18 protein-coding genes are annotated in these 25969 nt (G+C 66.0%); 7 read left to right on the forward strand and 11 right to left on the reverse strand.

The genetic code is table 11. From position 1 onward, the window contains the following. Window positions 1-269 precede the first annotated feature (269 nt). From glk to OY559_RS11745, 3 genes are all read left to right on the forward strand, one after another. Window positions 270-1292: a glucokinase gene (gene glk, locus OY559_RS11735; RefSeq protein WP_277726437.1), complete on the forward strand. Its 1023-nt coding sequence runs from the start codon at window positions 270-272 to the stop codon at window positions 1290-1292. A 232-nt stretch (window positions 1293-1524) separates the two neighbouring features. Next, window positions 1525-3435, forward strand: a complete 1911-nt coding sequence (gene edd, locus OY559_RS11740; protein WP_277726438.1) for a phosphogluconate dehydratase — start codon at window positions 1525-1527, stop codon at window positions 3433-3435. A gap of 117 nt (window positions 3436-3552) precedes the next feature. Beyond that, on the forward strand, window positions 3553-4209 hold the full coding sequence (locus OY559_RS11745) for a bifunctional 4-hydroxy-2-oxoglutarate aldolase/2-dehydro-3-deoxy-phosphogluconate aldolase (protein ID WP_277726439.1): 657 nt from the start codon (window positions 3553-3555) through the stop codon (window positions 4207-4209). A gap of 157 nt (window positions 4210-4366) precedes the next feature. Here the strand turns inward: OY559_RS11745 and OY559_RS11750 are convergent, their stop codons facing one another. From OY559_RS11750 to OY559_RS11785, 8 genes are all read right to left on the reverse strand, one after another. Beyond that, the gene (locus OY559_RS11750; protein ID WP_277726440.1) at window positions 4367-5044 is read right to left on the reverse strand and encodes a hypothetical protein; all 678 of its coding nucleotides are present in this window, start codon (window positions 5042-5044) and stop codon (window positions 4367-4369) included. 133 nt (window positions 5045-5177) lie between these two features. After that, complete coding sequence (locus OY559_RS11755; RefSeq protein WP_277726441.1) at window positions 5178-8375, reverse strand: discoidin domain-containing protein; 3198 nt, start codon at window positions 8373-8375, stop codon at window positions 5178-5180. A 35-nt stretch (window positions 8376-8410) separates the two neighbouring features. Beyond that, complete coding sequence (locus OY559_RS11760) at window positions 8411-9232, reverse strand: carbohydrate ABC transporter permease (protein WP_277726442.1); 822 nt, start codon at window positions 9230-9232, stop codon at window positions 8411-8413. After that, window positions 9229-10113, reverse strand: coding sequence for a carbohydrate ABC transporter permease (locus tag OY559_RS11765; protein WP_277726443.1), 885 nt, complete (start codon window positions 10111-10113; stop codon window positions 9229-9231). The genes OY559_RS11760 and OY559_RS11765 overlap by 4 nt, the downstream gene beginning before the upstream one ends. Continuing rightward, the gene (locus tag OY559_RS11770; RefSeq protein WP_277726444.1) at window positions 10110-11393 is read right to left on the reverse strand and encodes a sugar ABC transporter substrate-binding protein; all 1284 of its coding nucleotides are present in this window, start codon (window positions 11391-11393) and stop codon (window positions 10110-10112) included. Before OY559_RS11770 ends, OY559_RS11765 begins: the two co-directional genes overlap by 4 nt. 81 nt (window positions 11394-11474) lie before the next feature. Beyond that, window positions 11475-13109, reverse strand: a complete 1635-nt coding sequence (locus OY559_RS11775; protein WP_277726445.1) for a glucoamylase family protein — start codon at window positions 13107-13109, stop codon at window positions 11475-11477. Window positions 13110-13202: 93 nt separating this feature from the next. Beyond that, window positions 13203-16217: a TonB-dependent receptor gene (locus OY559_RS11780; RefSeq protein WP_277726446.1), complete on the reverse strand. Its 3015-nt coding sequence runs from the start codon at window positions 16215-16217 to the stop codon at window positions 13203-13205. Between the two features lie 96 nt (window positions 16218-16313). Continuing rightward, window positions 16314-17342 carry a LacI family DNA-binding transcriptional regulator gene (locus OY559_RS11785; protein ID WP_277726447.1) on the reverse strand — a complete coding sequence of 343 codons (1029 nt, stop codon included), beginning with the start codon at window positions 17340-17342 and terminating at the stop codon, window positions 16314-16316. 264 nt (window positions 17343-17606) lie between these two features. On the opposite strand from OY559_RS11785, the gene OY559_RS11790 reads away from it, so the two are divergent. Then, window positions 17607-19145 (forward strand): sulfatase family protein, encoded by a 1539-nt coding sequence (locus tag OY559_RS11790; protein WP_277726448.1) that lies wholly within the window; start codon window positions 17607-17609, stop codon window positions 19143-19145. A 15-nt stretch (window positions 19146-19160) separates the two neighbouring features. Here the strand turns inward: OY559_RS11790 and bglX are convergent, their stop codons facing one another. The 3 genes from bglX to OY559_RS11805 form a co-directional block, all read right to left on the reverse strand. Then, on the reverse strand, window positions 19161-21422 hold the full coding sequence (gene bglX, locus OY559_RS11795; protein ID WP_277726449.1) for a beta-glucosidase BglX: 2262 nt from the start codon (window positions 21420-21422) through the stop codon (window positions 19161-19163). A gap of 86 nt (window positions 21423-21508) precedes the next feature. Further along, window positions 21509-21778, reverse strand: coding sequence for a BolA family protein (locus OY559_RS11800; protein ID WP_277726450.1), 270 nt, complete (start codon window positions 21776-21778; stop codon window positions 21509-21511). Further along, a complete protein-coding gene (locus OY559_RS11805) occupies window positions 21775-22074 on the reverse strand; it encodes a YciI family protein (protein WP_277726451.1) in 300 nt (99 codons plus the stop codon). Before OY559_RS11805 ends, OY559_RS11800 begins: the two co-directional genes overlap by 4 nt. A 377-nt stretch (window positions 22075-22451) precedes the next feature. Here OY559_RS11805 and OY559_RS11810 point away from each other — a divergent pair, with 377 nt between their 5' ends. Genes OY559_RS11810 through OY559_RS11820 form a run of 3 tightly spaced genes read left to right on the forward strand, consistent with a single transcriptional unit; the run spans window position 22452 to window position 25886 of the window. Then, window positions 22452-23357, forward strand: coding sequence for a segregation and condensation protein A (locus OY559_RS11810; protein WP_277726452.1), 906 nt, complete (start codon window positions 22452-22454; stop codon window positions 23355-23357). 46 nt (window positions 23358-23403) lie between these two features. Continuing rightward, window positions 23404-24237 (forward strand): SMC-Scp complex subunit ScpB, encoded by an 834-nt coding sequence (gene scpB, locus OY559_RS11815; protein ID WP_277726453.1) that lies wholly within the window; start codon window positions 23404-23406, stop codon window positions 24235-24237. After that, window positions 24234-25886 (forward strand): pseudouridine synthase, encoded by a 1653-nt coding sequence (locus OY559_RS11820; RefSeq protein WP_277726454.1) that lies wholly within the window; start codon window positions 24234-24236, stop codon window positions 25884-25886. Before scpB ends, OY559_RS11820 begins: the two co-directional genes overlap by 4 nt. Window positions 25887-25969: the final 83 nt, after the last annotated feature.

Genomic DNA, 25969 nt, shown 5'->3' on the forward strand with positions numbered 1-25969 from the left:
GCTGGTGCACATGGGCGGGTCGCACAGCCCACGCACGCCATGTCCCCCACGTCTCTCTGCGCCTCCGACCGCACGTCCTCCTATTCCGGAATGGCGCATACGTATACGGATGCCGCATGGACGCGCACGCCGACATCCCGCCGGCGCAGGTGCGCGCTATCATGCGCCGCCCACGCGATGTGGCCCTTCTCCGGCAGCACAGGATCGACCAGGCGAATGCAGCGGACCCGTTTTGGAAGCCACCCCGCATCGAACAGGATGTTTGCCGCATGAGCAACGCCGAGCACGTCCTTCTCGCCGATATCGGCGGTACCAATGCGCGCTTCGCGCTGGCCGATGCCGCGGCATCCGTTCCGCTGCTGGACGACAGCGTGCGCGAGTTCGTGGTGGCCGATTTCCCGTCGCTCGCCGAGGCCGCGCAGCACTACCTCGATGAAACCGGCGCCACGGCGCAGAACGGCCAGCCTTTGAATGGCGTGTTCGCCGTTGCTGGGCGCGTCGATGGCGACGAAGCCCGCATCACCAATCATCCGTGGGTGATCTCGGTGAACCGCACGCGGCAGGCACTGGGATTCCAGGGCCTGAAGCTGGTCAACGACTTCGCCGCGCAGGCGATGGCGGTATCGCTGCTGACGCCCCGCGATGTGGTCGCCATCGGCGGCGCGCAGTGGGCGCCGGCGCCGCTGTCGGTACCGCGCACGTATGCGGTGATCGGCCCCGGCACGGGCCTGGGCGTGGCGGCGCTGGTAATCCGCGACGGACGCGCGTATCCGCTGGAGACCGAAGGCGGCCACGTCAGTTTTCCGCCCGGTACGCCGGAAGAAATCCGCATCCTCGACATCCTGTCCGCGCAGTTCGGCCGCGTGTCGAACGAACGCCTGATCTGCGGCCCGGGCCTGGTGAACCTGTACCGCGCGCTCAGCGAGATCGCGGGTGAGGATCCCGGCGGCCCGCTGGAACCGAAGGACGTCACGGCGCGCGCCGCCGCTGGCGATCCGCGCTGCGTGCGCACATTGGATGTGTTCTGTGCGGTATTCGGCGCCATTGCCGGCGACCTGGTGCTGACCACGGGCGCATGGGACGGCGTGTTCCTCACCGGCGGGCTGGTGCCGAAGCTGCTGACCTCGCTGCAACATTCCGGCTTCCGCCAGCGCTTCGAACACAAGGGGCGCTTCTCGCCCGCGATGGGCCGCGTGCCTACGCTCGCGAACATGCATCCGCGCCCGGGCCTGCTGGGCGCGGCGGCGTACGCAGTCGAACTGTTCGGCCCCAGGCCCCCCGCGCGCGCCTGAGGTTTTGCGCAGATGCGCGCTGCAACGCAACACGCGCAATGCTCCGCTGCAGGGACTGGTCTGCCTTTGGTCGCTTTCGCGCCTGCGTCAAAGGCGGTAGAAAGCATCATGCCGTCGCCGTCGTTCCCCGCCCTTCCCCTCCACGCGCTGGAGATGCCGGAAGGCTGCGCCTCACGGCCTCATCTCGCCACGCCATGCAGAATGTCCGCGTCTGCAGCCTAGCCCTACGCCCATGAGCCTGCACCCCCGTATCCAGGAAGTCACCGAACGCATCCGCCAGCGCAGCGCACCCCTGCGCCGCGCCTACATCGACGGCATCGATGCCGCCCATCGCGATGGCCCTCAACGCGCCCGCCTGAGCTGCGGCAATCTTGCGCATGCCTTCGCCGCCTGCGGCCCCACCGACAAGGGCCGGCTGCGCGCTGACGTGACGCCGAACCTCGGCATCATCAACGCCTACAACGACATGCTCTCGGCTCACCAGCCGTTCGAGCACTACCCGGAGATCATCCGCCAGGTGGCGCGCGACCTCGGCGCCACCGCGCAGGTCGCCGGTGGCGTACCCGCCATGTGCGATGGCGTGACGCAGGGCCGTCCCGGCATGGAGTTGTCGCTGTTCTCGCGCGACGTGATCGCGCAGGCCACGGCGATTTCGCTGAGCCACGACATGTTCGACGCCGCGCTCTACCTGGGCGTGTGCGACAAGATCGTGCCGGGCCTGCTGATGGGGGCATTGGCGTTCGGCCACCTGCCGGCGGTGTTCGTACCGGCCGGCCCGATGTCGCCGGGCATCCCCAACAAGGAAAAAGCGGCCGTCCGCGAGCGCTATGCCGCCGGCGAAGCGACCCGCGAGGAACTGCTGGAAGCCGAGGCCGCCAGTTACCACGCCGCCGGCACCTGCACCTTCTACGGCACCGCCAACTCCAACCAGGTGCTGCTGGAAGCGATGGGCCTGCAGTTGCCCGGCACGTCGTTCGTCAATCCCGACCAGCCACTGCGGGACGTGCTGACGCGCGCCGCCGCCGAGCGCGCGCTGCGCATCACTGCGCTGGGCGATGACTACCGTCCGATCGGCCGCCTGATCGACGAATGCGCCATCGTCAACGCGATGGCCGCGCTGATGGCGACCGGCGGATCCACCAACCACACGATCCACTGGATCGCCGTCGCGCGCTCGGCCGGCATCGTGCTGACCTGGGACGACATGGACCTGATCGCGCAGACGGTGCCGCTGCTGGCGCGCGTCTACCCCAATGGCGAAGCGGACGTGAACCGCTTCGCCGCGGCTGGCGGCACCCAGTTCGTGTTCCGTGAACTGCTGGATGCCGGCCTGATGCACGACATCACCACCATCGTGCCCGGCGGCCTGCGCGCGTTCTGCGACGAACCGCGTCTGCAGGACGGCAAGCTGGCCTACGCGCCCGGCGTTGCCCAGAGCGCCGACGAGGAGGTCGCGCGTCCCGTCTCGCGTGCGTTCGAGCCACAGGGCGGGCTGCGCCTGCTGCGTGGCAACCTGGGCCGTTCGCTGATCAAGACATCGGCGGTGAAGGCGGAGTACCGCTACATCGAAGCGCCTGCGGTGGTGGTCGATGATCCGCGCGCACTGAACAAACTGCACGCCGCCGGCGTATTGCCGCAGGACTTCGTGGCCGTGGTCCGCTATCAGGGCCCCCGCGCCAATGGCATGCCGGAACTGCATTCGCTGGCGCCGCTGCTGGGCCTGCTGCAGAACCAGGGCCGGCGCGTGGCACTCGTGACCGACGGCCGCCTCTCCGGCGCTTCGGGCAAGATTCCCGCCGCCATCCACCTGACCCCGGAGGCCGCGCGCGGCGGTCCGCTGGCCAAACTGCGCGAGGGCGACATCGTGCGCCTGGATGCGGAGGCCGGCACGCTGGAAGCCCTGGTCGATGCGGCGGAATGGGCGGCACGCGACATCGCGCCGAACACCTCGCCGGCCGCGCTGGACCTGGGCCGCAACCTGTTCGCGGTCAGTCGCGACGTGGTCACGCCTGCCGATCGCGGCGCCATGTCGATTTCCTGCGGCCTGCCGTACCACGACGGCACGTGGGAATACGATGCCGAGTACGAACTGGGCGATGCCGCGCATGCGGCCGAGGCGCCGCATGAAGCCAAGGATGCGTAGCATCCTGTTCCCTCTGTAGGAGCGCCCTCGGGCGCGATGCTCTTCTTCTCGCCATTCCCGAAAAGCATCGCGCCCGAGGGCGCTCCTACAGTTCTCCTTCCAGCCGAACATTCCACTATGACCATCGAAGCCCGCCAGCAGAAAGCCGAATCCCTCCTCCGCGCCGCCGGCATCCTGCCGGTCGTCACCGTCCACACGCTGGGCGAAGCGCGCAAGGTGTCCGAAGCGCTGCTGAAAGGCGGCCTGCCCGCGATCGAACTGACGCTGCGCACGCCGGTGGCGATGGAAGCGCTGGCGATGCTGAAACAGGAGTTGCCGGACATCGTGATCGGCGCGGGCACGGTGCTGACCATCGAACAGATGGAGCAGTCCATCGCGGCGGGCGCGGATTTCCTGGTGACACCCGGCACGCCGCCGGAGATGGCGGAGGCGCTGGCTGCCGCCGACATCCCGGTGGTGCCCGGTGCCGCCACACCGACCGAACTGCTGTCTCTGATGGCGCGCGGCTTCCGTGTGTGCAAGCTGTTCCCCGCCACCGCCGTCGGCGGACTGGCGATGCTGAAAGGCCTCGCCGGCCCGCTGTCGGAACTGAAGATCTGCCCCACCGGCGGCATCACCGAAGACACCGCGGCCGACTACCTGTCGCAGCCCAACGTGGTCTGCATCGGCGGCTCGTGGATGGTCCCGAAGGGTTGGCTGGACAACGAAGAGTGGGACAAGGTCACCGAGAGTTCGGCCAAGGCCGCCGGCATCGTGCAGCGCGTGCGCAGCTGACAGCTCCGCTGGCGGGGGTGTAGGAGCGACGTGAGTCGCGACCGCGGAAATGAGGCATCGTGAAGTTGGCTGCAACCGGGGGGCTGCCGCCGGGAGCATCATGCTTGTGCTGACACCACCGCACTCGGCTGCCGTGCGGTCGCGACTCACGTCGCTCCTACAGTGGAGCATGGGGCTTGAGGTCCGCTGCCAGGCCCTGCCGCCTCCATCCCCATGCGAGCACGGCATACCAGCCCACCATCAGCAGTCCGAGCCACCACTCGAAGACGTTCTCCCACCTGTCCTTCGCGGCCGTGTCGGCGACGAGCAAACCGGCCGCGACATTCGCCACGCCGAGCAACAGCATTGCCAGCGAGATCCACGACATCGCCGTGATCGTCCCCGACAAGAGTGCGCGCATCCGCGACGCGCGACGCATCAACGCCAGCTGCGCCAGATAACCGAATCCGAAGTAGACGACCACGCCGTAGCGCCTCAGGAAACGGTAGGTCTCGCCCTCGGTGCCAAGAAACGTGGCGTACACCGCCAGTGCGAGCGCGGACAGGACACCCAACAGCACCATCGCCCGCCCGCCGTGCAACCAGCGCATGGACAGCCACCACACCAGTGCATGCAGTACCGCGCACGGAATCACCATCAAGCGGAACAGGTGATTGCCCAGTCCGTGCCGAGCCGCACGACTGATCGAGACGCAACCTTCCGTGTATGGCATGCAGGCCGGCACATGGCCGCCCTGGATCGACAGCAGGTAGGCGGCATGCGCGGCGACCAGGAACAGCAGCGTGATCAGCAGGGGCAGCGGCCAGAGCGGGATGCGCGTGGAGTCGGCGAGCATGGCGGCGACGCGGCAGGACGGGCGGTACGTCGCAATGTACTCCGTCCCGCGAACGACGTAGCGCCGGGCTTGCCCGGCTCAAGCATGCAGCAGGCATCCCGACCACAGCAGCGGAGCGGGCCCTGCTCTATGGTCAGGGCATCTTGACCACTACGCGCGCGGGCAGCGTGGAGATGCGCAGTTCGCCATCCTTCCACTGCGCCGGCTTGCCGTTGATGCGCGTCTCGCCGGGTGCCTGCCTGTACGGCCACGGCAGCACCAGTCCACCGGCTGGCAGTTTCAATCCGGCCTTCGCGTCCAGCACGACCTCGCCACCACCGTTGCGCAGCGAATAGCCGAGCACGCCGTTGGGGGTACGCAGGCCCTCGATGGCGATGCCCTCGCCGTCCAGCCATGCGGCCGGGACACCTGCGGCCAGCACGAGGCTGTCGTCCAGCTCTCGCGTGTAGGCGAACATGTCCAGCGCCGAACGCACGAAGTCCGACGCGACCCACGCATGCGGCAGGTCGCCGACGAAGAACGGCGTGCGCGGCGTGCGCGACACCACCTCCGCCCACTGGTTCCAGGGCTGCGGCGCACGGTCCTTGAAGAAGAAATCCAGCACCTCCCACGCCCGCTCCCGCCAGCCCAGCCGGACGAAGGCCGCCACGTTGCGCCATTCGTATGGCGTGTAATCCTTCCATTCGCGCTTGCCGTCGCGGCGCTGCACGAACTCGGTCCAGTAGCGTTCGAACGTGCCATGCAGCAGGTCGGCAGGCAGCTCGCCCTGCTCGCCGCCCGGTGCAAGCGCGATGGTGGTCGAGGTGGGGTCGAAGTCGCCGATCTCCGCCGCACCCGGCAGGTAGTTGATGCGATGAAGCTGCGTAGCCGCGCGCAGCGACGCGTACAGATCATCGCGGAACTGGTCGCGTGACGCGGCCATGCGCTTCGACACAGCGGCTTCACCCAGCGCGTCGGCCACCTCGACGGCATCTTTGTAGCCGCGCAGCGCCCAGAAGTTGTCCCAGTACGAATGCATCGGCTTGGCCGAATAGCCTTCGTGGCTGATCGAGGCCGGCATCATGCCGTAGAACGCTGCATTGACCGCGCGGTTGGCCTCGGTGCGCTCGCTGAGGCGCAGTTCTTCCATGTAGGCGAAGGCGCCCTGCACGTGCGGCCACATCTTCCGCAGGAAGGCCTTGTCGCCGGTGTAGCGGTAGTACTCGGCGATGTTGAAGATCAGCTCGCCGTGGCTGTCGTTCTCCGGCACCGGATCGCTGCCGCGGTCGTCGACACAGCACGGCACCTTGCCATTCTCGAACTGGTAGGGCGCGTAGTACTCGACGTATTCCTTGACCACCTCCGGGCGGCCCAGGCGGAGCAGTCCCTCGGAAATCATCGCGCCGTCGCGGATCCAGCTGCGCGAATAGGAACGCGTGCCCGGTTGCAGGCGCGGGCCGATGCGCGAGATCAGCATGTGCGCCAGCGCGGTACGCAGCGTGTCTGCCACCGGCTGGCCTTCCGCCGGTACCTGCAGCTTCATTTCGCCGAGTTTTTCCCGCCACACGGCCGCGGTGGCCTGCTGGTCGCGTGCCGCGTCGATGCGTGCAGGCAGCGCACCTTCCAGCGGTGCGACCCAGTCGATGTCGCGGCTTTCGCCCGGCGCCAGGGTGAACCGGTACAGCACCGCGCCCGAGGCAAGACCGGTCGCATCGCCCGTCACCTGCGCGCTGCCCCATTCCCTCCCGGCATCGACGACGTCAAGCCGCTCGCGGACCAGCCCTTCATCGAACCGCGATGCCAGCACCGTGTCGGGCGGCGCGAAGCGCATGCTGTCGCGCCCGTTGACGGTGGCCACGCCGCCACGCAACTCCAGCGCGTTGACCGGGCTGAACCCCCCCGTCGTGTTGAGGAACTGGCTGGGGGGATTCACTTGCCAGGGCTGCACAGCCAGCGCCAGCACGTACTCGCGCGTCGCAACGCCCGTGTTGGTCAGGCGATGGCGGGCGACGACGCGCGAGTCGCCGGGCCTGCCCGCGGCGAAAGCCGTGGTGGAAAGCGCGAAGTCGGCGTGCGTCCAGGCGACCGTCGGGATCGGCAGATAGCCATCCTGCAGCGACTGCGTCGCCTTCACGTCCGCCCAGCCGATCCAGCGCCCATCGACCTGCACGAACGGCTCGACGCTGATGCCGCCCTTGGCGATCTCGATGGCACCGTCCTCGCCGATCAGCCCCTGCTCGCGTCCACCATCGAGCCCCACGATCGTCCAGTACGGCTGTTCGCCGCTGAAGCCACGCGGGAACCAGCCCTTCGGCGACTCGGCCGCCATCGCCTTGATCAGATCGTTCGGATGCGCGGCGAATGCCAACGGCTTCACTTCCAGTGCCGACAGTGCGAACGAACGCCCGGGGCCATCGCCGACATTGACGCGCACATAGCGCGCCTCCGATTCCGGCAGCGCCAGATAATCGTTGCCGCCGTTGCCACCCACCACGGTGCGCACGTCGCGCCAGCGAGCGCCGTCGTCGGACAGCTGCACCAGGTAATCCGATGCGTGCTGACCGGCTTTCCAGCGCAGTACCAGTCCACCGAACTCGCGTACCCTGCCCAGGTCCAGCGTCAGCTGGGGATCCGTGTCTCCATGCAGGTCGGCCGACCAGGCCGTCTCCGGTCTGCCATCGATGGCCATCGCCGCCGGGCCTGCGGGAAACGCGACGGTAGCGCTTGCCTGGCCGGTCAACGGGGCGCCATCGTCCACCGGCAGCGGCTCGAACGTCAGCTGGTCGAAGCAGACCGACCCCTTGCCGCCCGCGTTGTTGTAGACGGTGAACTCGAGTTTCTCGCTCCGGCGCAGTACGCGGTCCGGGTCCGGGCCCCACGCCTTGTCGATGTGGCGCTGCTTGTAGCGCACGGGCGTCCACACGGACGGATACTCGTACTTCGGCCGGTTGACCCACCAGACGTTGTCGCCGCTGGCGTCGACCACCTTGAACTGCAGATCGTTGCGCGGCGAATCTCCGCGCAGCTGGAAACCGAACCTGTAATTGGCCGGATACGACAACGGCAGGTCGCGCTGGATGCCGGCATGGCCCGACACGCCGTTGAAGTCGTAGTCAAGGCACAGGGCCTTGCCCTCCACGCCATCCACCGTGCGCAGCGCGCCACTGACCTGGTTGGAGGTCACCACGCGCCATGCCGAGGGATCGCTGAAGTCGTCGAGGATGCGGACTCCGTCCTGCGCAGCGAACGCGGGTGCAGCCGACGCGAGCAGCACGCTACAAGCCAGCGCAGCCTTGCGAAAGGCGAAGTCACTGGGTTCCCGCCTGCGCGGGAATGACGATTCAATGTTCATGGTGATTCAAGCTCCGCGACGATCCGGTTCCCGGGTCAGCCCTTCACGCTACCCAGCAACAGGCCCTGGATGTAGTAGCGCTGCAACGCAAGGAACAGCAACAGCACCGGCAGGATGGTGACGACCGAGCCGGCCATCATCAATTCGTAGTCCATCACGTGCTCGCGCGACAGGCCCGCCAGCGCGACCGGCAAGGTCTGCAGGGCGTCGTCGCTCAACACGATCAGCGGCCACATGAAATCGTTCCATGCGCCGAGGAAACTGAAGATCGCCAGCGTCACCAGGATCGGCTTCAAGCCCGGCAACACGATCTGGAAGAAGATGCGGGCTTCACTGGCGCCGTCGATGCGCGCGGCTTCCAGCAGTTCGTCCGGGATCGAACGCGCGTACTGGCGCACCAGGAAGATGCCGAAGATCGCCGCCATGCCGGGCACGATGGCGCCTGCGTAGGTGTTCACCAGCCCCATCTGCTTGAGCAGCAGGAACAGCGGCATCATCGCCACCTGGGCCGGGATGACCAGCGCCGCCAGCAATGCACGGAACGTCCGGTCGCGGCCCTTGAAGCGCAGCTTGGCGAAAGCGTAGCCGGCCATGGTGTTGAACAGCAGCGACAGCAGCATGACGCTGGTGGACACGATGAAGCTGTTCAGCAGGTAGCGGCCCATGCCGGCGCGCACGAACAGCTCGCGGTAGTTGTCCAGCGTTGGCGCGGACGGCAGCAACGGTGGCGGGAAGTGGCCCGCCTCGCCGGTCTGCATGAAGGAGACGGAAAGCATCCACAGCAATGGCCCGAGGCTGATCACGGCCAGCGCCACCAGCAGCGCGTTGACGACGACGGCAGCCAGGCGCTGGTTCATTCCACCCCCCGCTTGCGCGCGAACCACAGCAGGGCGCTGGTCACGACGGTCATCAGCACGAACAGCAGGAATGCCACCGCCGACGCATTGCCCAGGTTCCACCACTTGAAGCCTTCTTCGTACATCAGGTACAGCACGCTCTTGGTGCTCTCCAGCGGCCCGCCCTGCGTCATCACGTAAGGTTCGGCGAACAGCTGGAAGTAACCGGCCATGGTCAGGATGCCGACCAGCAGCAGCACCGGCCCGAGTTGCGGCAGGGTGACGTGGCGGAACTGCGCCCAGCGCGACGCGCCATCGATGCGCGCGGCTTCATACAGGTCTTCGGGGATGCTCTGCAGGCCGGCGAGGAAGATGATCATGTTGTAGCCGAAGTTCTTCCAGACGGCGAACAGGATGATGGTCGGCATGGCCCATGTGGGATCGCCCAGCCAGTCGATGGGATCAATGCCGACCCAGGACAGGCCCCAGTTCACCAGCCCGTACCTGGTGTGGAACAGGTAGCGCCAGATCACCGCGACAGCGACCACGGTGGTGACGACCGGCGCGAAGAACGCGGTACGGAAGAAGCCCTTGAAGCGCCCCAGCTTCGAATGCAGCAACAGGGCTGCGCCCAGCGACAGGGCCACCGACAGCGGAACGCCGACGACCACGAAGTAGACGGTGTTGCCCAGCGACTTCCAGAACATCGGGTTCTGCAGCAGGCCGACGTAGTTGTCCAGGCCCACGAAGCGCAGGTTGCCGATGTCGGCCAGCGCGTAGATGTCGAAATCGGTCACGCTGAGCGCGAGCGCGGCCAGCACCGGCAGACCGAAGAAGACCACGATGACCGTCAATGCGGGCGCGGCGAACAGCCAGCCGGCAAGGGAGTGCCTCGATCTCATGGCGCAGCCCCCGGCTTCGCCGCCTGGTCCAGCATCCAGCGCCGCTTCTCCAGGATGCGGTCGGCACGGCGGTCCAGTTCTTCCGCCGCCTGGTCCACGGTCATGCGGCCGTTCGCGACCTGTTCGCCGACCAGCCGCATCTCGGTGGCGATACGCTCCCACTCGGGCACCTTGGGCGTGGAGACCGCACGTTCCAGCTGCTCGCGGAATGCACGGGCATACGGATCGTTCGCCAACGCAGGCGTCTGCCACGGCGAACGACGCGGCGGAAGATCACCGGTCAGCGCATGGAATTCGGCCTGCACCGATGGCGACGACAGCCACGCGATCAGCTCCCACGCCGCGGCCTTGTTCGGCGAATCCTTGAACACGACGAAACTGGTGCCGTTGGCCAGCGATGCACCGGGGCCGTTCGGGCCAGGCAGCGGCATCGTCATCCAGTCGTCCTGTTGCGACACGGGCAAGCGCTCCTTGAACTTGGCGATGTTCCAGGGGCCCGAAATGTAGAACGAATAGAAGCCCTTGCCGAACTCGTCCCAGACATTGGAGATCTGGTTGTTGGTGACGATCGGCGCCCAGCCCTGTTCGAACATCTCCTTGTAGAAGCCCAGCGATTGCCGGAACCCTTCACTGCGGAAATTGCCGTAGCGCCCGCCGTCGCGCAGCAGCGGCTCGGGTTGCTGGATCGCCAGGCTGAGCAGCGGCTCGAATTCATTGAGAGGCAGCAGGATGGAATAGTTGCCCTGCCCCGCGACCCGCTTGACCTGCTGCATGGCGCTGCGCCACTGGTCCCAGCTTGCGGGCAGCGTCTCCACACCGGCCTTGGCCAGCATGTCGCGGCGATAGAACGGCAGCCGTGTCTCGACATACCAGGGCACCGCATAGGCGCGACCGTCGATCACGCCCGTGTCCCACACACCAGGGAAGAAGTCTTGCTGGTCGAAGCCGGAGGTCACGGCGATCTCGTCGTCGAGCGGCTCAAGCGCGCCCAGCGCGGCGAATTCCGGGATCCAGGTGTTCCCGATCGGGCTGACGTCCGGGAGCGATTCGCCAGCGAACGCCGTCAGGAGTTTCTCGTGCGCCGACAGCCACGGCACGATCTGCAGGTCGACATGGATGTCGGGGTGCTGGCGCTCGAATTCGGGCAGCAGTTTGGCGACGACCTCTCCTTCGTAGCCCATCACCCAGAACCGCACGGTGGTGCGGTCGTCCTGCGGGCGTGCGCACCCCGCGATGATCATCAGCGCGGACGCCAGGATCACGAAAAAACAGCAGCGCACCAGGGCCCTCCTTCCACCGGAGAAGACCCTGATGCGTGCCGGAGAGACCCTTGCTGGCGCACGCCGATCCATGCGGTCAGCTTACTCTGGCTGCTGCGGACGCGCCGCCTCGGGCTGTGAGGCCTGGTTGGCGCGCGACTCCGCGGTACCCAGCGCGCGTGCGGCGGCCGCATCGAGATCGGGCGGCGCCGTCGGCGTGGTCGCGGCGTTCGCCGCCGCCTGTTCCGTCTTCGCGTCCAGCCAGCCTCCTTCGAAGCCCGCCTTCTTCAAGCCATCGCGGATGTACGGGTTCTTCTTCATCACGCTCCAGACGAAGTCGTTCCGGTAGTTCGCGATCATCGCCAGGATCGGGCCCTGGTCGATGCCGATGTAGTCGCTGGCCACCCAGCCCTTGCCCGGGACGATGCGCCCCGTCTTCAGCGGGATGTCGTAGTCGAAGCTGGGGTTGAACGAATCCAGGAAACCGTAACTGGAGTAGAGGTAATCGCCGTAGCGGCGGTGCATTTCCTCGGTGGCCGGAATGACGATCTCCGGTGCGAATGGCAGCGAGGCCACTGCAGCGGTCGGCGCGATGGTGCCGTCGTCGAAGTTCTCGCGGAAGCCGGCGCCGCGAGCGGAGTAGTGGCGGAATGGGCGCTGTTCGCCGCGATACTCCTGCGTGGTCTGCTGCGGACCGTCGGAGGCGGTCAGGCCCCACACGTTCTCGCCGTAGTCCTTCCACTTCATCGGGTTTTCGATGGCATACGCGCGCTGTGCGTAGGTGGCGCGCCGGCTGTTCTCGAAATAGTCCATGCCGCGCTCGCGCATGTAGGCGTCCTGGATGCCGCGGAAGTCGATCCAGACATGGCTGTACTGGTGGCCGAAATGCGGCGCAAAGGTGAGGTATTCCTGGCCCTGGAACACGCCCCACAGCTCGCTGTAGCTGCGCGTCCACACTTCCCACGCCTCGGGACCCACCGGATGCGTCGGCGAGGCCATCGCCAGCACGTAGACCATCATGGCCTCGTTGTAGCCCTTCCAGTCGTGCGGGATGGTGCCGCTCTCGGGGAACCAGCCCATCGAGATCAGCGGCTTGTTGTTCTGCAGGAAGGTCCAGTCAACGCGTTTGTAGATCGTGTCGGCAAGGGCGCGGATCTCCTTCTCGCGCGCATCGTCGCGGTCGTAGTACGACTGCGCGAACAGTACGCCCATCAGCAGCAGCGACGTATCGACGCTGGACAGTTCCACCCAGGTGTTGAAACGGTGACCCGTGTTCATGTCCAGGAAGTGGTAGTAGAAACCCTTGTGGCCACCCTTGCCGTCCTTCTGGGGACCTTGCGGCACGTCACGCAGGAATTTCAGCGTGGTCAGCGTGCGGTCGACCGCCTGGGTGCGGCTGACCCAGCCATTCTCGATGCCGATGGGATACGCCGTCAGTGCGTAACCGATCGACGCGATGCTGGCGAACGGGCGCGACGGGTAGCGGTCGGGCGTAAGTCCGTTCACCTCGTTGGTGGTGTCCCAGAAGAACTGGAACGTGCGGCGTTCGATGTCGCGGAACAGCGGCGGCAATTCCGGTTTCGCCGGGGGTTCGGGCTTGGCGGCGACCGCAGGCGCGGCAGGCTTGGCGACGGGCGCCGCTTTATCCTCCGGCGCTTTCTGGCAGCCGGCGATCAACAGAGTCAGCGCGACGCCGATGAACCAGGACGTGCGCGGGGCTGGGGTGATCTTGTTCAAAACGTTTTCCCGTTGTAACCGATTACAGAAGAGCACAAAACAAACCCGCCGGTCGGGCGGCGCCCTGAGGCGCCGCCCGAGGGCGGGTATGTATTACCAGTCGAAGCCTAGCGACAACTTGACCATGCGCGGAGACCACATGCTTCCAACGCCGTTGCGATTCAAGTAGTTCGGGTTGGGCGAACCGACACCGCCACGCCATGTGTCGAAATCCGTATAGGTTTGCCAGTTGAACACGTTGAACATGTCGACACGCGCGCGGACCCGAAGGTCGGTGCCCGTGTTCCATACCTTCTGCACGGCAAGATCAAACGACTTGTATCCGATCGTCCCACGCGGCGTCGCCGGGTTGAAGAAGCAGTTGTCGAAACTGGAGGCGTTGAAGCAATCCGTCGCGTCCTTCGGACGTGGGCTTTCCAGCGTCAGCTTGCTCGAGAACGTGATGTCGTAGATCTCGTAAATGCCGGTGGCGACCAGACGATGCTTCGGCACTCCGACCGACCGCAGGAACGGCAGGCCGTCCAGGTTCGGGTAGTCGAACGAATAGTGTTCATCGTTGTTGACCGCGTTGGAACGATTTTCCTTGGCGTCGCTGAAAGTGTACGCGACCGTGAAGCCCCACGGCGAACTCTGGGTGTACGGCTTCTCAAGGGACAGCAAAAGCTGGTTGGTCTTGGTTTCGATGCCGTTGTCGGCCAAGATCAGCGTACCGTAACCCGGGATCGGGAAACCCCATGGTTGGCTGCCCCACGTCGCACCCGGCACAGCAGGATTGCGGAAGCTGCCGTCGGGCCAGCGGTTACCAAGCGTGAACACAATGCCGTCTTTGCTACGGACGTGCGCAATGGTGGCCGACGTGTTCCAGTCGTTGCCCCAGACGGTGAAGACGTTGCGCATACCGATGCTGAACTGGTCTGAGTACGGAGTCTCGAGATCGTTGTTGATGAGATTGACCTCAGAACCCAGATTCGGATTCGCAGTAGTCAACGCATACAGGTTTTCGATGTCGTAGTACGCCGGATCCCATGCGATGCATGTTCCCGCCCCAACCGTGCACGGGTGATCCGTGGTGTTGAAGAAGTAGTTGTAACGCGGGAACGTGCTCTTGGACTGCTCAAGCGCAAGATAGTCGAACAGATTTCGGTCGTAGGAGCGGCCCGCGCCGCCGAAGATGACGTGGCGCTGATCGCCGCCAATGTCGTAGGAGAAACCAAGCCTCGGCGCCCAGTTGTCATCATCAGCCTTCCGGTTTCCACCATTGCTGATGTAGTCCTCTATGTTGTAGTCGACGTTCGGACCATGGATGTTGCTCCAGCCCCGCAGTGCGGAGGCTATGCCGGCAGGCGTCACATAGTTCTCGAAGCCCGGCGTTTCTTCGTAGTCATATCGCAGGCCGAGGTTCAACGTCAGGTGATCATTGACCTCCCAGTCATCCTGGATGTAGATGCCGTACTGCTTGTTCTTCGAGGTGATGTCGCGATCAGCCCCACCCAGCGGTGCGCCGAATTCCACGCGCCAAGGGATGAAATCGTCGATCGCAGTACGGCCATCGTCGATGTTCTCCGCGAGGTCGTAGCGGAACTGGGCGTTGTATGGCTGCTGCTCGAACGCGTTGATCTCGACACTTTTGAACTTCACGCCGGTCTTGAGGGTATGAGCGCTGAAGCCGGTGAAAGTGAAGTCGTTCTGGAAAGAGATACCCTTCTGCCCCTTGTCCTGATAGTCCGCGCCGCCACCAAGATTGATCAGCGTGTTGCCGTCGTTCATGTTGGTCAGCGTGGACCGGATGGAACGACCCGGCGCGATCGTGACGGGACGCGGACTCCAAGTATCGTCCTCGGACGTAAGATGCATGTCGTTGAGCCAATTCTCGCCGGTCCACTGCCAACGGAGGTCGACGCGAGTGCTCTCGTTGCTCTTGGCACTGCCGTATTCCGGCGTGTTCGGACCGTCGCCGACGCCCGTGATCTCCTCTTCCTCACGGTATTTTGCGGACAGGTCTATCAGGTGGTTGTCGCCCAGTTGCCATGTCAGCTTGCCGAAGTAGTTGTCCTGCTTGAACGGCGCGATCGCAGGCCCGAGGTAAGACAGGATTTCCGGCGTCAGGTACGAAGGATCAAATGCGCTGGTGCCCAGACCGACCGTACGCGGACGGTTGATCTCCTTGGCTTCGTAAGTAACAAAGAAGAACAGCCTGTCCTGGATGATAGGTCCGCCGAATGCGGCGCCGTACTGCTCTTCCTTGGAGCGGACTTTCTGACCCGAAACCTCTTCCGCAAACGTAGGTTTGCGCCAATCGCTCGGGGCGTAATCCCAAAAGAAGCTTCCACTGAACTCGTTTGTGCCGGACTTGGTCACCGCAGTGACCGCAGCGCTGCTGATCTGGTCATACTCCGCCTTGTAATTGGAGGTGATGACCTTGTATTCGCCGATGGCCAACTGGGGGAACGGATTGCCGCTGGATGAATCCTGACCGCTGATGCCGCCCTTCAGGACGTAGTTCTTCTGACCTACACCGTCGATGAAGACATTGATGCCGTTGGAATTCTGGCCACCACCACGCAGTTTGGTGGAACCATCCGCGCCCTGCTCAAAGATCATGCCGGGTACGGTATCCGCGAAAGCTAGGAAGTTGCGCGAAGCCTGAGGCAAAGCATCGATCTGCTTCTGGCTGACGTACGTGGCCACTTCCGACGTCTTGGTCTCCACCAGTATGGGGGCGGTAACGCGGACGGTCTCCAGCGTGGTCGCATCACCCGCGGGTGCCGACACCGGCGGCGCTTCCTGCAGGTTCAGCGTCGCGGTCTGGCCCACGGCCAGTGTCACCGCGCGGCTGCTGGTCTGGCCGCCCGCGTTCACTTCAATGCGATAGGTGCCAGGCGGCAGGCCACCGATGTTGTAGCTGCCATTGGCAGCCTTCGATGTACGCGTCAGGCCGGTGTCCACGTTGGTGACCGTGACCGTTGCATCCTGTGCGACAACGCCACGCAGCGTGGCCGACGTGGACTGCGCCATGACGTGCGGCGCGGCCATGGCCAGACAGCTGGCCAGGGCGCAGGACAGCAACTTGCGATTGGGTTGGAACGTAGTGCGGTTGCTCTGTTTCATTGGCTCTCCCTCCAAAGATTGATGTACTGCATATCGGCTTGATGCCGCTTGTAATCGATTACATCCCCGCCCAAAAAAAAGCGGTCCTGCCTCTGCCTAAGTCTTTGCGTGCCGGCCCTCTCCCACACTCGAAGCCCTGACGATCAATTCGGGAGTCAACATCGCCGATGGCGCCACGCGCGCGCCATCCGAGTCGATGGCATCCAGCAGGCGGCTCATGGCCTGGCCACCCAACTCGGCAATACTGACGCGCATCGTGGTCAAGGTCGGGTGAACGAAGCGCGCCAGCGGAATGTCGTCGAAACCCGCCAGCGCCACGTCCTGCGGCACGCGCACGCCGGCTTCGTTGAACGCATACAGGCAACCCAGTGCCATCATGTCGTTCGCCGCGAATACGGCCTGCGGCCTCTCGGCCATCTGCGCGATGCGCTTGCCGGCTTCGTAGCCCATGGACTCACTGAAATCACCCGGGAATTCCAACGGCGATGCATCCGGCACGAAACGCGCCAACGCATCGCGATACCCGCGCAGGCGTTCGCGCGCATCGAAGTTGCCATCCGGTCCGCCGATGAACGCGATGCGGGCATGGCCGGCCTGCGCCAGGTGTTCCACCATCGCCACGGCCGCGCCGTAGTTGTCGATGGTCAGCGTGGGATACGTCGCGTCCTGTACATCACTGTTGATGAGCACGACCGGCAGCGACGACGGCAGGTTGTCCACCAGGAAACCCGGCTGGTCGGTATAGGGCGACAGCACCAGCAGGCCGTCCACGCGGCCGCGCATCGCGCGCAAGGCCTCGCCCTGCTCTTCCGGGTGGCCGTGGTAGCTGGACACCAGCAGATGCTGGCGACGCGCGCGGGCGATCTGGTCGACGCCGCGGATCAGTTCGGAAAAGAACTCGCCATACAGGTCGGGCAACACCACGCCGATGGTCTGGGTGCGGCGGCTGCTGAGGCTGCGTGCAGCGGCGTGCGGCTGGTAGCGCAGGCGATCGGCCGTGGCCAGGACCTGCTGGCGCACCGATTCGGCCACGTTCTCGTGCCCGTTCAAGGCACGCGACACGGTAGCCACGGATACCCGGGCCTCACGTGCGACATCCTTGATGGTGACCGAGGTTCGCGCCATTCCCCGCCCCTCCGCGGTGATGACTGCTGTTGGTGGCGCGGACTGTAACCGTTTTCACGGAAACGTGTAAAGCACTTGTTATGAAGCCTTGAAAAAGCTTTCGAATCAAAGAGATAGACTGGCTTTCAATGCCCCTGGAAGATGCTGCATTGCAGCGCAAAAGCAGCGACACACCCATGCTCTGCGAGCATGGCATGCACAGCCTGAAATCGTTTCCATCCTGCGTTAGGGTGTCCGCGGAACGAACAGGAACCGGAGGCCGCCATGAGCGGGATCAATCGCCGTCGCGCCCTGCAACTGCTGGGTGGAGGTGCATCGAGCCTGGCCTTGCTGCGGGCGTTGGCGGCCAAGCCGCGCGACTCGCGTGCCGCGACACCGCAGCGGGATGCGCCGAACATCATCTTCATCATGACCGACGACCAGGCACGGAACGCCCTGAGCATCTATGGCAACACGATCCTCAAGACACCGAACATGGACCGCATCGGCAACGAAGGCATCCGTTTCGACCGGTCCTTCGTCACCACCTCGGTCTGCGCACCCAGCCGCGCCAGCTATCTCACCGGTCTGTACGCACACACGCATGGCGTGACCAGCAACGGCGAGGAACCGGGCTGGTACGAGCAGATGGGTTTGCGCCACGACCAGATCACCTACCCGATGCTGCTGCAGCAGGCCGGATATCACACGGCAATCGTCGGCAAATGGCACATCAAGTCGATGCCCACCGGCTTCGACCACTGGGCCATCCTGCGAGGCCAGGGCAGCTATTTCGATCCGCAGTTCATCGTCAACGATGCGCCCGTCCGCTTCCGCGGCCATACCGACGACGTGATCGGCGACCAGGCCATCGCCTATCTGCAACAACGACCGAAGGACCGACCCTTCTGCCTGTGCTACCAGTTCAAGGCCCCGCATGGCCCATGGGAACCCGACCCGCGCTTCTACGATGCCTTCAAGGACATCGATATCCCGCTGCCGCCGGGGTTCGGGGAACCTCAACCGGAGGGGGCGCCGGCAGCCTTCTCGAAGACCACGCAGGAGATCGCCCACATGGGCGACTTCTTCCGCGACAAGGAACGCCGCAAGGCGCAGGTGGACGAGAATCTTCCCGAAGAAGAACGCCTGCGTGCCGTGCTGCAGGCCTACATCCGCAATTACTACCAGGTCCTGCTGGGCGTGGATGAGAACGTGGGCCGCGTGCTGGACTACCTCGACCAGAACGGCCTTGCCGACAACACCATCGTGGTCTACACCTCGGACAACGGCATGTTCATGGGTGAACATGGTTTCTACGACAAGCGCCTGATGCTCGAGCCCTCCATCCGCGTACCGACGCTGATGCGCTGGCCGAAGCGCATCAAGCCGGGCCGCGTGGACGACCACATGGTGTTGAACATCGACGTGGCGCCCACCCTGCTGGAACTGGCGGGCGTGGCGCCCCCGGACTGGATGCAGGGACGCAGCTGGAAGCCCCTGCTGGAAGAAAGCAGGACCGATTGGCGCGAGGACTTCCTCTACGAATGGTACGAGTACCCGGCAGTGCATTGCGCGCGCAAGCATCGGGGCGTGCGAACCGAACGCTGGAAGCTGATCCACTTCTGGGAGCAGCCCGAGGAATGGGCGCTGTACGACCTGTCCAGTGATCCCGACGAGCAGGTCAATCTCATTGACCGGCCGGAGCATGCCGACAGGATCGCGGCGTTGAAGCAACGCATCGTACAACTCCGGTCCGACATCGGCGATGTGGATCCGCCGGGCTACGTCGCACCGCCCCTCACGCCAGGCAAATGCCCGGCATGAGGCTTCCCACCGAGGTTACGGGCCGGCGACGCGAAACTCCGCCTGTTGCGTGCGGTCGGAGCTTCCGCCCACGAACACGGTGAATGTCCCCGGCTCCACCACCTGCTGCATGCGCGCGTCGTACATCGCCAGGTCGTCGAAGCCGAGGGTGAACGTGAGGGTCTTCGACTCGCCCGGCTGCAGCGACACGCGCTGGAAGCCGCGCAACTGCTTCACCGGCCGCGTAACGCTGGCCACGTCGTCGCGCACGTAGAGCTGCACCACTTCCTCGCCTGCGCGCTTGCCGGTGTTGGTGACGCGCACGCTGACGCGCTGCTCCAGCGCGTCCGGCTTCAACGTCGCCGATGACACCACCGGCGCGTCGTACCGGAACGTGGTGTAGCTGAGGCCGTGACCGAAGGCATAGAGCGGCGTCCACGGGACATCGAGGTACTTGCTGGTGTACTTCTCTTCCATGCGCGGCGGACGGCCGGTGTTCTTGTGCGCGTAGTAGATCGGCACCTGGCCGACATTGTGCGGGAAGGTGATCGGCAGTTTCGCGGAGGGATTCACGTCGCCGAACAGCACGTCGGCGATCGCGTGCCCGCCCTCGATGCCCGGGAACCAGGCCTCCAGGATCGCCGGCACCTTGCCTTTCAGCCCTCCGATCGACAGCGGCCGGCCATTCAACAGCACCACCACGACGGGCTTGCCGGTGGCCGCGACCGCAAGCGCGAGCTGCTCCTGCACGCCTGGCAGGTCCAGCGAGGTGCGGTTGTTCGCCTCCGCGCTCATGTCGGGGTGTTCACCAAGGAACATCACTACCGCGTCCGCCTGCTTCGCGGCGGCGACGGCGTCGGCGAAGCCGCGGGTGTCCTGGCTGTCGATCTCGGCACCCTTCGCCACGACAAGGCGCGTCCTGTCGCCGAGCGCGGCCTTCAAGCCTTCGAGCGGCGTGACCGCATCTTCCTCGCGCCCGGCCACCGCCCAGTTGCCCAGCATGGCGCGGCGATGGTCGGCCAGCGGTCCGATCACCGCCAGCGTGCGCACCGACTTGGCGAGCGGGAGCACCTGGTTGTCGTTCTCAAGCAGCACCAGCGACTTCTGCGCCATCCGGCGCGCATCGGCACGGTGCTCCGGCGTCAGCGTCAGCGCGCGCTCACGGGCGCCATCGTCGGTGCAGGAGCGATAGGGATCATCGAACAGGCCCAGGCGGTACTTCGCGTTCAGCACGCGACGCACCGACGCATCCACTTGCGCCATCGGAACACGCCCGGCCTTCACCGCCGCCGGCAGGTCCTTCAGGTAGATCTGGCTGACCATGTCGACATCCACGCCCGCGCGCAGGCCGAGGCTGCCGGCCTGTTCGCGGTCGGCGGCCACGCCGTGCGGCATCAGTTCCATCACGCCGGTGTAGTCGCTGACCAGCAGGCCGTCCCAGTCCCACTGCTTGCGCAGGAGATCCTCGATCAGCGGCTGGTGTGCATGCATGGGCACGCCGGCGATCTCGTTGAAGGCGGCCATGATCGATTGCGCGCCTGCATCGACGGCGGCTTTGAACGGGGGCAGGTAGAGTTCGTGCAGCGTGCGCTCGGAGATGTCGGCGACGTTGTAGTCGCGCCCCGCCTCGGCCGCGCCATAGGCGACGAAATGCTTGGCGGTGGCGAGCACCGCATCCGGCGCGCGCAGGTCGTCGCCCTGGAAGCCGCGCACCCGCGCTGCGGCCAGCACGGAGCCCAGGTACGGATCTTCGCCTGCGCCTTCCACGACGCGCCCCCAGCGCGGATCGCGCGAAATGTCGACCATCGGCGCGTACGTCCAGTGAATGCCGTGCGCCGAGGCCTCGATCGCCGCAACCCGGGCGGCGTGCTGCACTTCCACCGGATCGAAGCTGGCCGATTCGCCCAGCGGCACCGGGAACACCGTGCGGTGTCCATGGATGACGTCGTACCCGAACAACAGGGGAATCCCGAGCCGGGACTGTTCCACCGCGATGCGCTGCAGGCGGCAGGTCAGCACCGCACCCTGCGTGCCGAGGTAGGAGCCGATCTCGCCACGACGGATCTGGTCCTCGCTGCCCGCCATCGCGGCCGGCCCGGTGTTGTTGCCCACGCCGGGCGGCTGGTTCAGCTGGCCGAGCTTCTCCTCCACCGTCATCTTCGCCAGCAGGGCGTCGACGAACGCCTTTTCGGCCGGCGTCGCGTAGACCGGCGGCCTGGCGTCGGCGGTCGAGGCCAGCAGCGTCGCCACCAGTCCGGCCAGCAGTGCATGGGGGATTCGGGGATTGTGATGCTTCATGGCGCCCTCCCGGCATAGCGAAGGGCGCGAATGTAAACGTTTTCAGCGGCGACTGCATGCGGCAGCGCCGGAAAGGCCGGCGGCGCTCAGCGGGCCTCGTCGGGTGTACGTGCCTCGATGGCCAAGGCGTGGATATCGGTCTGCATCATCTCGCCCAGGGCGGCGTAGACCACGCGGTGGCGGGCCAGCGGGGGCTTGCCGGCGAAGGCCGCGCTGGTGATGCGGACCGTGAAGTGTCCCCGGCCATCGCGGGCGCCTTCGTGGCCCGCGTGCTTGTGGCTGTCGTCCAGCACCTCCATCGACACCGGTTGCAGGGCGGACTCGAGGGCTGCCCGGATGCGCTCGATCCGGTTCACGGCAGAACCTTGCGGAAGGGCCGGACGTCGGTGCGCGCATAGACGCCGGCGGCGGCGTAGGGATCGGCATCGGCCCAGGCACGCGCGTCTTCCAGCGAGTCGAACTCGGCAATCACGATGCTGCCACTGAAGCCGGCCGGACCCGGATCCTCGGCATCGATGGCCGGACACGGACCCGCCAGCAACAGGCGACCCTCGTCGCGCAGCGCGGTCAGGCGGGCCAGGTGCGCGGGCCGCGAAGCCAGGCGCTTGGAAAGGACGTCGGGGGCGTCATGCCCTTCGATGGCGTACCACATGCGGTTCACTCCGGAAGCTGGGCCTGAATTGTACGTGCCCTCCCCCGGGCCAGGTGCTGGACACACTCCCGGCCAAGGCTTACCCTGTCCTTCATTGCACGGCCGGAAGCAGCGGCCCGTCCAGGGGAAGAACCGGCCACGCCGCCCTCCCCGATCCCCGGCACGGGGACCACCGGGACGTTCGATTCGCTGCCCATACCCGCCCGCGCCCGACGACCTCACGCTGTCCGCCGCCGCATCCTGCGGTGTGCTTTGCTGGTTGCTTCAAGGGAAGCGTTCGCCCTGCGACGCATGATGTTGGTTTGCGGAATGACGGCACCAAGCCGGCCCTGCCGCGTGCAGGATGGATCGGTGGTTAGCACGATGACTGTTTCTTGATGAGCCCAGAACTCGCGTCCGACGCGACCCCACAATCCCCGTCCACGCATCCGCAGCAGCAGGAAATGCCGCTGGCGATGGTGCATGGGCAGCCGGTGCTGCAGATCCCGCAGGACCTGTACATCCCGCCGGATGCGCTCGAAGTCATCCTGGACGCGTTCGAAGGCCCCCTGGACCTGCTGTTGTACCTGATCCGCCGGCAGAACCTGGACATCCTGGACATCCCCGTCGCCGAAATCACCCGGCAGTACGTGGACTACATCAATGTGATGCAGGAACTGCGGTTCGAACTGGCCGCCGAATACCTGCTGATGGCGGCCATCCTGGCCGAGATCAAGTCACGCATGCTGCTGCCGCGGCCGGTGAGCGAGGATGGCGAAGAAGGCGATCCGCGCGCCGAGCTGGTGCGCCGCCTGCAGGAATACGAACGCTTCAAACAGGCGGCCGAGGACCTGGACGCCCTGCCCCGCCAGGACCGCGACACCACCCCGGTCAGCGCGGAGGTTCCCGACCGGGCAGCGGTCAGGTTGCCGCCCCCGGTGGAGCTGAAGGAAATGCTGCTGGCGCTGCACGACGTGCTGAAGCGCGCCGAGCTGTTCAGCGGCCACGCGATCAAGCGCGAAGCGCTCAGCGTGCGCCAGCGCATGGGCGATGTGCTGACGCGGCTGGAGGACGGCAAGTTCCACCGCTTCGAAAGCATGTTCACACCGGAGGAAGGCAAGCTGGGCGTGCTGGTGACCTTCCTGGCCATGCTGGAACTGGCCAAGGAGCAGTTGCTGGACATCGTGCAGGAAGCCCCGCTTGCCCCGATCTACATCAAGTCGCTGGCGCTGAACAACACCAACGAACCGCTGCAGTTCTCCAGCGAATTCGACGATACCGACGCCGCCAACGACAGCCCGTGACGCGGCCGGGCCTTGCGCCCGCCGCACTTCCGAACGACAGGACCGCATGGATCAATCGCTCATCAACCGCATCGTGGAAGCCGCCCTGCTGGCGGCGACCCAGCCGCTGGCACTCGCGCAGTTGCACGGCCTGTTCCCCGAGGACGAGCCGGCGCCGGAAGGCAGTGTCGAGCAGGCGCTGCAGCAGCTCGCCGATGCCTGCGCCGACCGCGGCGTGGAACTGGTCGAAGTCGCCTCCGGCTACCGCTACCAGGTCAAGGCCGACGTGCACGCCTGGGTCGCCCGGCTGTGGACGGAACGCAAGACCAAGTACACCCGCGCCACGCTGGAAACCCTGGCGCTGATCGCCTACCGCCAGCCGATCACGCGTGGCGAGATCGAGCAGGTCCGTGGCGTGGCAGTGAGCAGCAACATCATCCAGGCCCTGGAAGAGCGCGAATGGATCCGCGTGGTGGGCCACCGCGATGTACCGGGCAAGCCGGCGCTGTTCGGCACCACCAAGGGCTTCCTCGACTACTTCGGCCTGAAGCGCCTGGACGAATTGCCGCCGTTGTCCGAACTCAAGGACATCGGCGAACTGGAGCCGCAACTGCCGCTGGACGGCGCGCCGTTGCCGGTCAGTATCGCCAGCGGCGATGCCGCGGATGGCGAAGAACAGGCCGCGCCGTCGGACGACGATGCCGGCGACAGGGACGACGGAACGGATACCGATACGCAGGACCCCGCGGACGCGTCGCAGGACGAGGCCGCCAATGACGACACCCCGACGGAAGCCGGCGACACCGCCGCACACGCTTCCCACGATGAACCTCAACCCCAAGATGACGACGCCGCAGTTTCCAACGAGGAACACCAGGCACCGTCGGAGCAGAAACAATGAGCAACACCCCGAAAAAACCCTCACTCGGCAAGTTGTCGCTGAAGCGCGGCGAAGGCGCCGACGCGCCTGAAACGAACCGACTGGAAGAGCGCCTGCACAAAGTGCTGGCGCAGGCCGGCCTGGGCTCGCGCCGTGCGCTGGAACAGCGCATCGCCGATGGCCTGGTCAAGGTCAACGGCGAAGTCGCGCAGACCGGCATGTCGGTCAAGGGCGGCGACCGCATCGAGCTGGACGGCAAGACCTTCGTCGCCAGCGCACTGACCGAACCCTCCCGCGTGCTGATCTACAACAAGCCGGAAGGCGAAGTGACCACGCGCGAAGACCCCGAAGGCCGCCCGACGATCTTCGAAGCGCTGCCGGCCCTGAAGGGCGCGCGCTGGATCGCCATCGGCCGCCTGGACATCAACACCACCGGCCTGCTGCTGCTGACCACCGATGGCGAACTCGCCAACGCGATGATGCATCCGTCCTACGAAGTCGAACGCGAGTACGTGGTGCGCGTGCGGGCGCCGGAAGGCCAGGACAGCGTGCCGGACAACGTCGTCGACCGGCTGCGCCGCGGCGTGGCGCTGGAAGACGGCCCGGCCAAGTTCGACAGCATCGAGCGCATCGGCGGCACCGACTCGCACGACTGGTTCAGCGTGGTGGTCAAGGAAGGCCGCAATCGCGAAGTGCGCCGCCTGTGGGAGTCGCAGGGCTGCCAGGTCAGCCGCCTGAAGCGCGTGCGCTATGGCAAGGTCAGCCTGCCGCAGCCGCTGCTGCGAGGCCAGTCGCAGGAACTGGCCGACGCGCAGGTGCAGGCGTTGCGCAAGGAACTGGGCCTTGAAGACGGCACGCCCGCCGCGCTGACGCTGCAGCCCGTGATCGGCCAGCGCAAGGCATCCAAGTCCACCGTGCATGTGGGCGGAGGCCGCAGCGGCAGCGCGTACGTCAACGGCCACAACAGCGCCGACGAAGGCCGCGAACTGCGCCGCTTCGACCACGTGCGCGAAGACCGTGGCCGCGGTGGTCGCGGCAAGAAGCCGCATGGCGGCCTGACCGTCAGTGGCGAGCAGGCGGCCAAGCAGTCGCAACGTCCGTTCAAGCAGCGCACACCCAAGGGCCCGAAGCCGTTGCCGGATGGCAATCCGGCCGCGTTCCGCAGCTGGTACGTGCCTGATGGTGTGGATACCGGCCCCGCCGGTCACCGCAACGCCGGCCCCGGCGGCCCGAAGAAGCCCTACGGCGGCAAGCCGGGCGGACGTCCCGGTGCCGGTGGCAAGCCGGGCGGCGGCGCGGGCAAGCGCGGTCCGGGTGGTGGGCCGGGTGGCTTCGGTGGCGACCGCTTCGGCAGCGACCGTGCAGGCCCTGCGGGCGAACGTGGTCCGCGTGGCGCGCAAGGTGCGGGCAAGCCGCAGCGCGCGGCGCGTCCCTACGGCCATCCCGCCAGCGCACCCAGCTTCCCGTCCGACCACGCCAACCCCGGCTTCAGTCCCTACGGCCAGCAGCCGCGCGGTCCGCGTCCGCAAGGTCGTCCGGGTGGCGGCGGCAATCGTCCGCAACACGCCGGTCCGCGCCCTGGCGGGCGTCCGGCAGGCGGACGGGGTCCGGGCGGTCGCCCCGGCGGCGGCGGACAGCGCGGCCCCCGCGGTGGCGGCGGCCACGGTTGAAGCAACAAGGAGAAGGCGCCCATCGGCGCCTTCTCCGTTTTCCGCGGATCGGTCGCGCTGACTTCATGGCGACTTCATCGCGA

The sequence above is a fragment of the Pseudoxanthomonas sp. SE1 genome, from assembly GCF_029542205.1.
GTDB lineage: Bacteria > Pseudomonadota > Gammaproteobacteria > Xanthomonadales > Xanthomonadaceae > Pseudoxanthomonas_A.

Coding starts and splice junctions, on each gene's coding strand:
- glk (WP_277726437.1), top strand. CDS start 270: ATGAGCAACGCCGAGCACGTCCTTCTCGCCGATATCGGCGGTACCAAT.
- edd (WP_277726438.1), top strand. CDS start 1,525: ATGAGCCTGCACCCCCGTATCCAGGAAGTCACCGAACGCATCCGCCAG.
- OY559_RS11745 (WP_277726439.1), top strand. CDS start 3,553: ATGACCATCGAAGCCCGCCAGCAGAAAGCCGAATCCCTCCTCCGCGCC.
- OY559_RS11750 (WP_277726440.1), bottom strand. CDS start 5,044: ATGCTCGCCGACTCCACGCGCATCCCGCTCTGGCCGCTGCCCCTGCTG.
- OY559_RS11755 (WP_277726441.1), bottom strand. CDS start 8,375: ATGAACATTGAATCGTCATTCCCGCGCAGGCGGGAACCCAGTGACTTC.
- OY559_RS11760 (WP_277726442.1), bottom strand. CDS start 9,232: ATGAACCAGCGCCTGGCTGCCGTCGTCGTCAACGCGCTGCTGGTGGCG.
- OY559_RS11765 (WP_277726443.1), bottom strand. CDS start 10,113: ATGAGATCGAGGCACTCCCTTGCCGGCTGGCTGTTCGCCGCGCCCGCA.
- OY559_RS11780 (WP_277726446.1), bottom strand. CDS start 16,217: ATGAAACAGAGCAACCGCACTACGTTCCAACCCAATCGCAAGTTGCTG.
- OY559_RS11785 (WP_277726447.1), bottom strand. CDS start 17,342: ATGGCGCGAACCTCGGTCACCATCAAGGATGTCGCACGTGAGGCCCGG.
- OY559_RS11790 (WP_277726448.1), top strand. CDS start 17,607: ATGAGCGGGATCAATCGCCGTCGCGCCCTGCAACTGCTGGGTGGAGGT.
- bglX (WP_277726449.1), bottom strand. CDS start 21,422: ATGAAGCATCACAATCCCCGAATCCCCCATGCACTGCTGGCCGGACTG.
- OY559_RS11805 (WP_277726451.1), bottom strand. CDS start 22,074: ATGTGGTACGCCATCGAAGGGCATGACGCCCCCGACGTCCTTTCCAAG.
- OY559_RS11810 (WP_277726452.1), top strand. CDS start 22,452: ATGAGCCCAGAACTCGCGTCCGACGCGACCCCACAATCCCCGTCCACG.
- scpB (WP_277726453.1), top strand. CDS start 23,404: ATGGATCAATCGCTCATCAACCGCATCGTGGAAGCCGCCCTGCTGGCG.
- OY559_RS11820 (WP_277726454.1), top strand. CDS start 24,234: ATGAGCAACACCCCGAAAAAACCCTCACTCGGCAAGTTGTCGCTGAAG.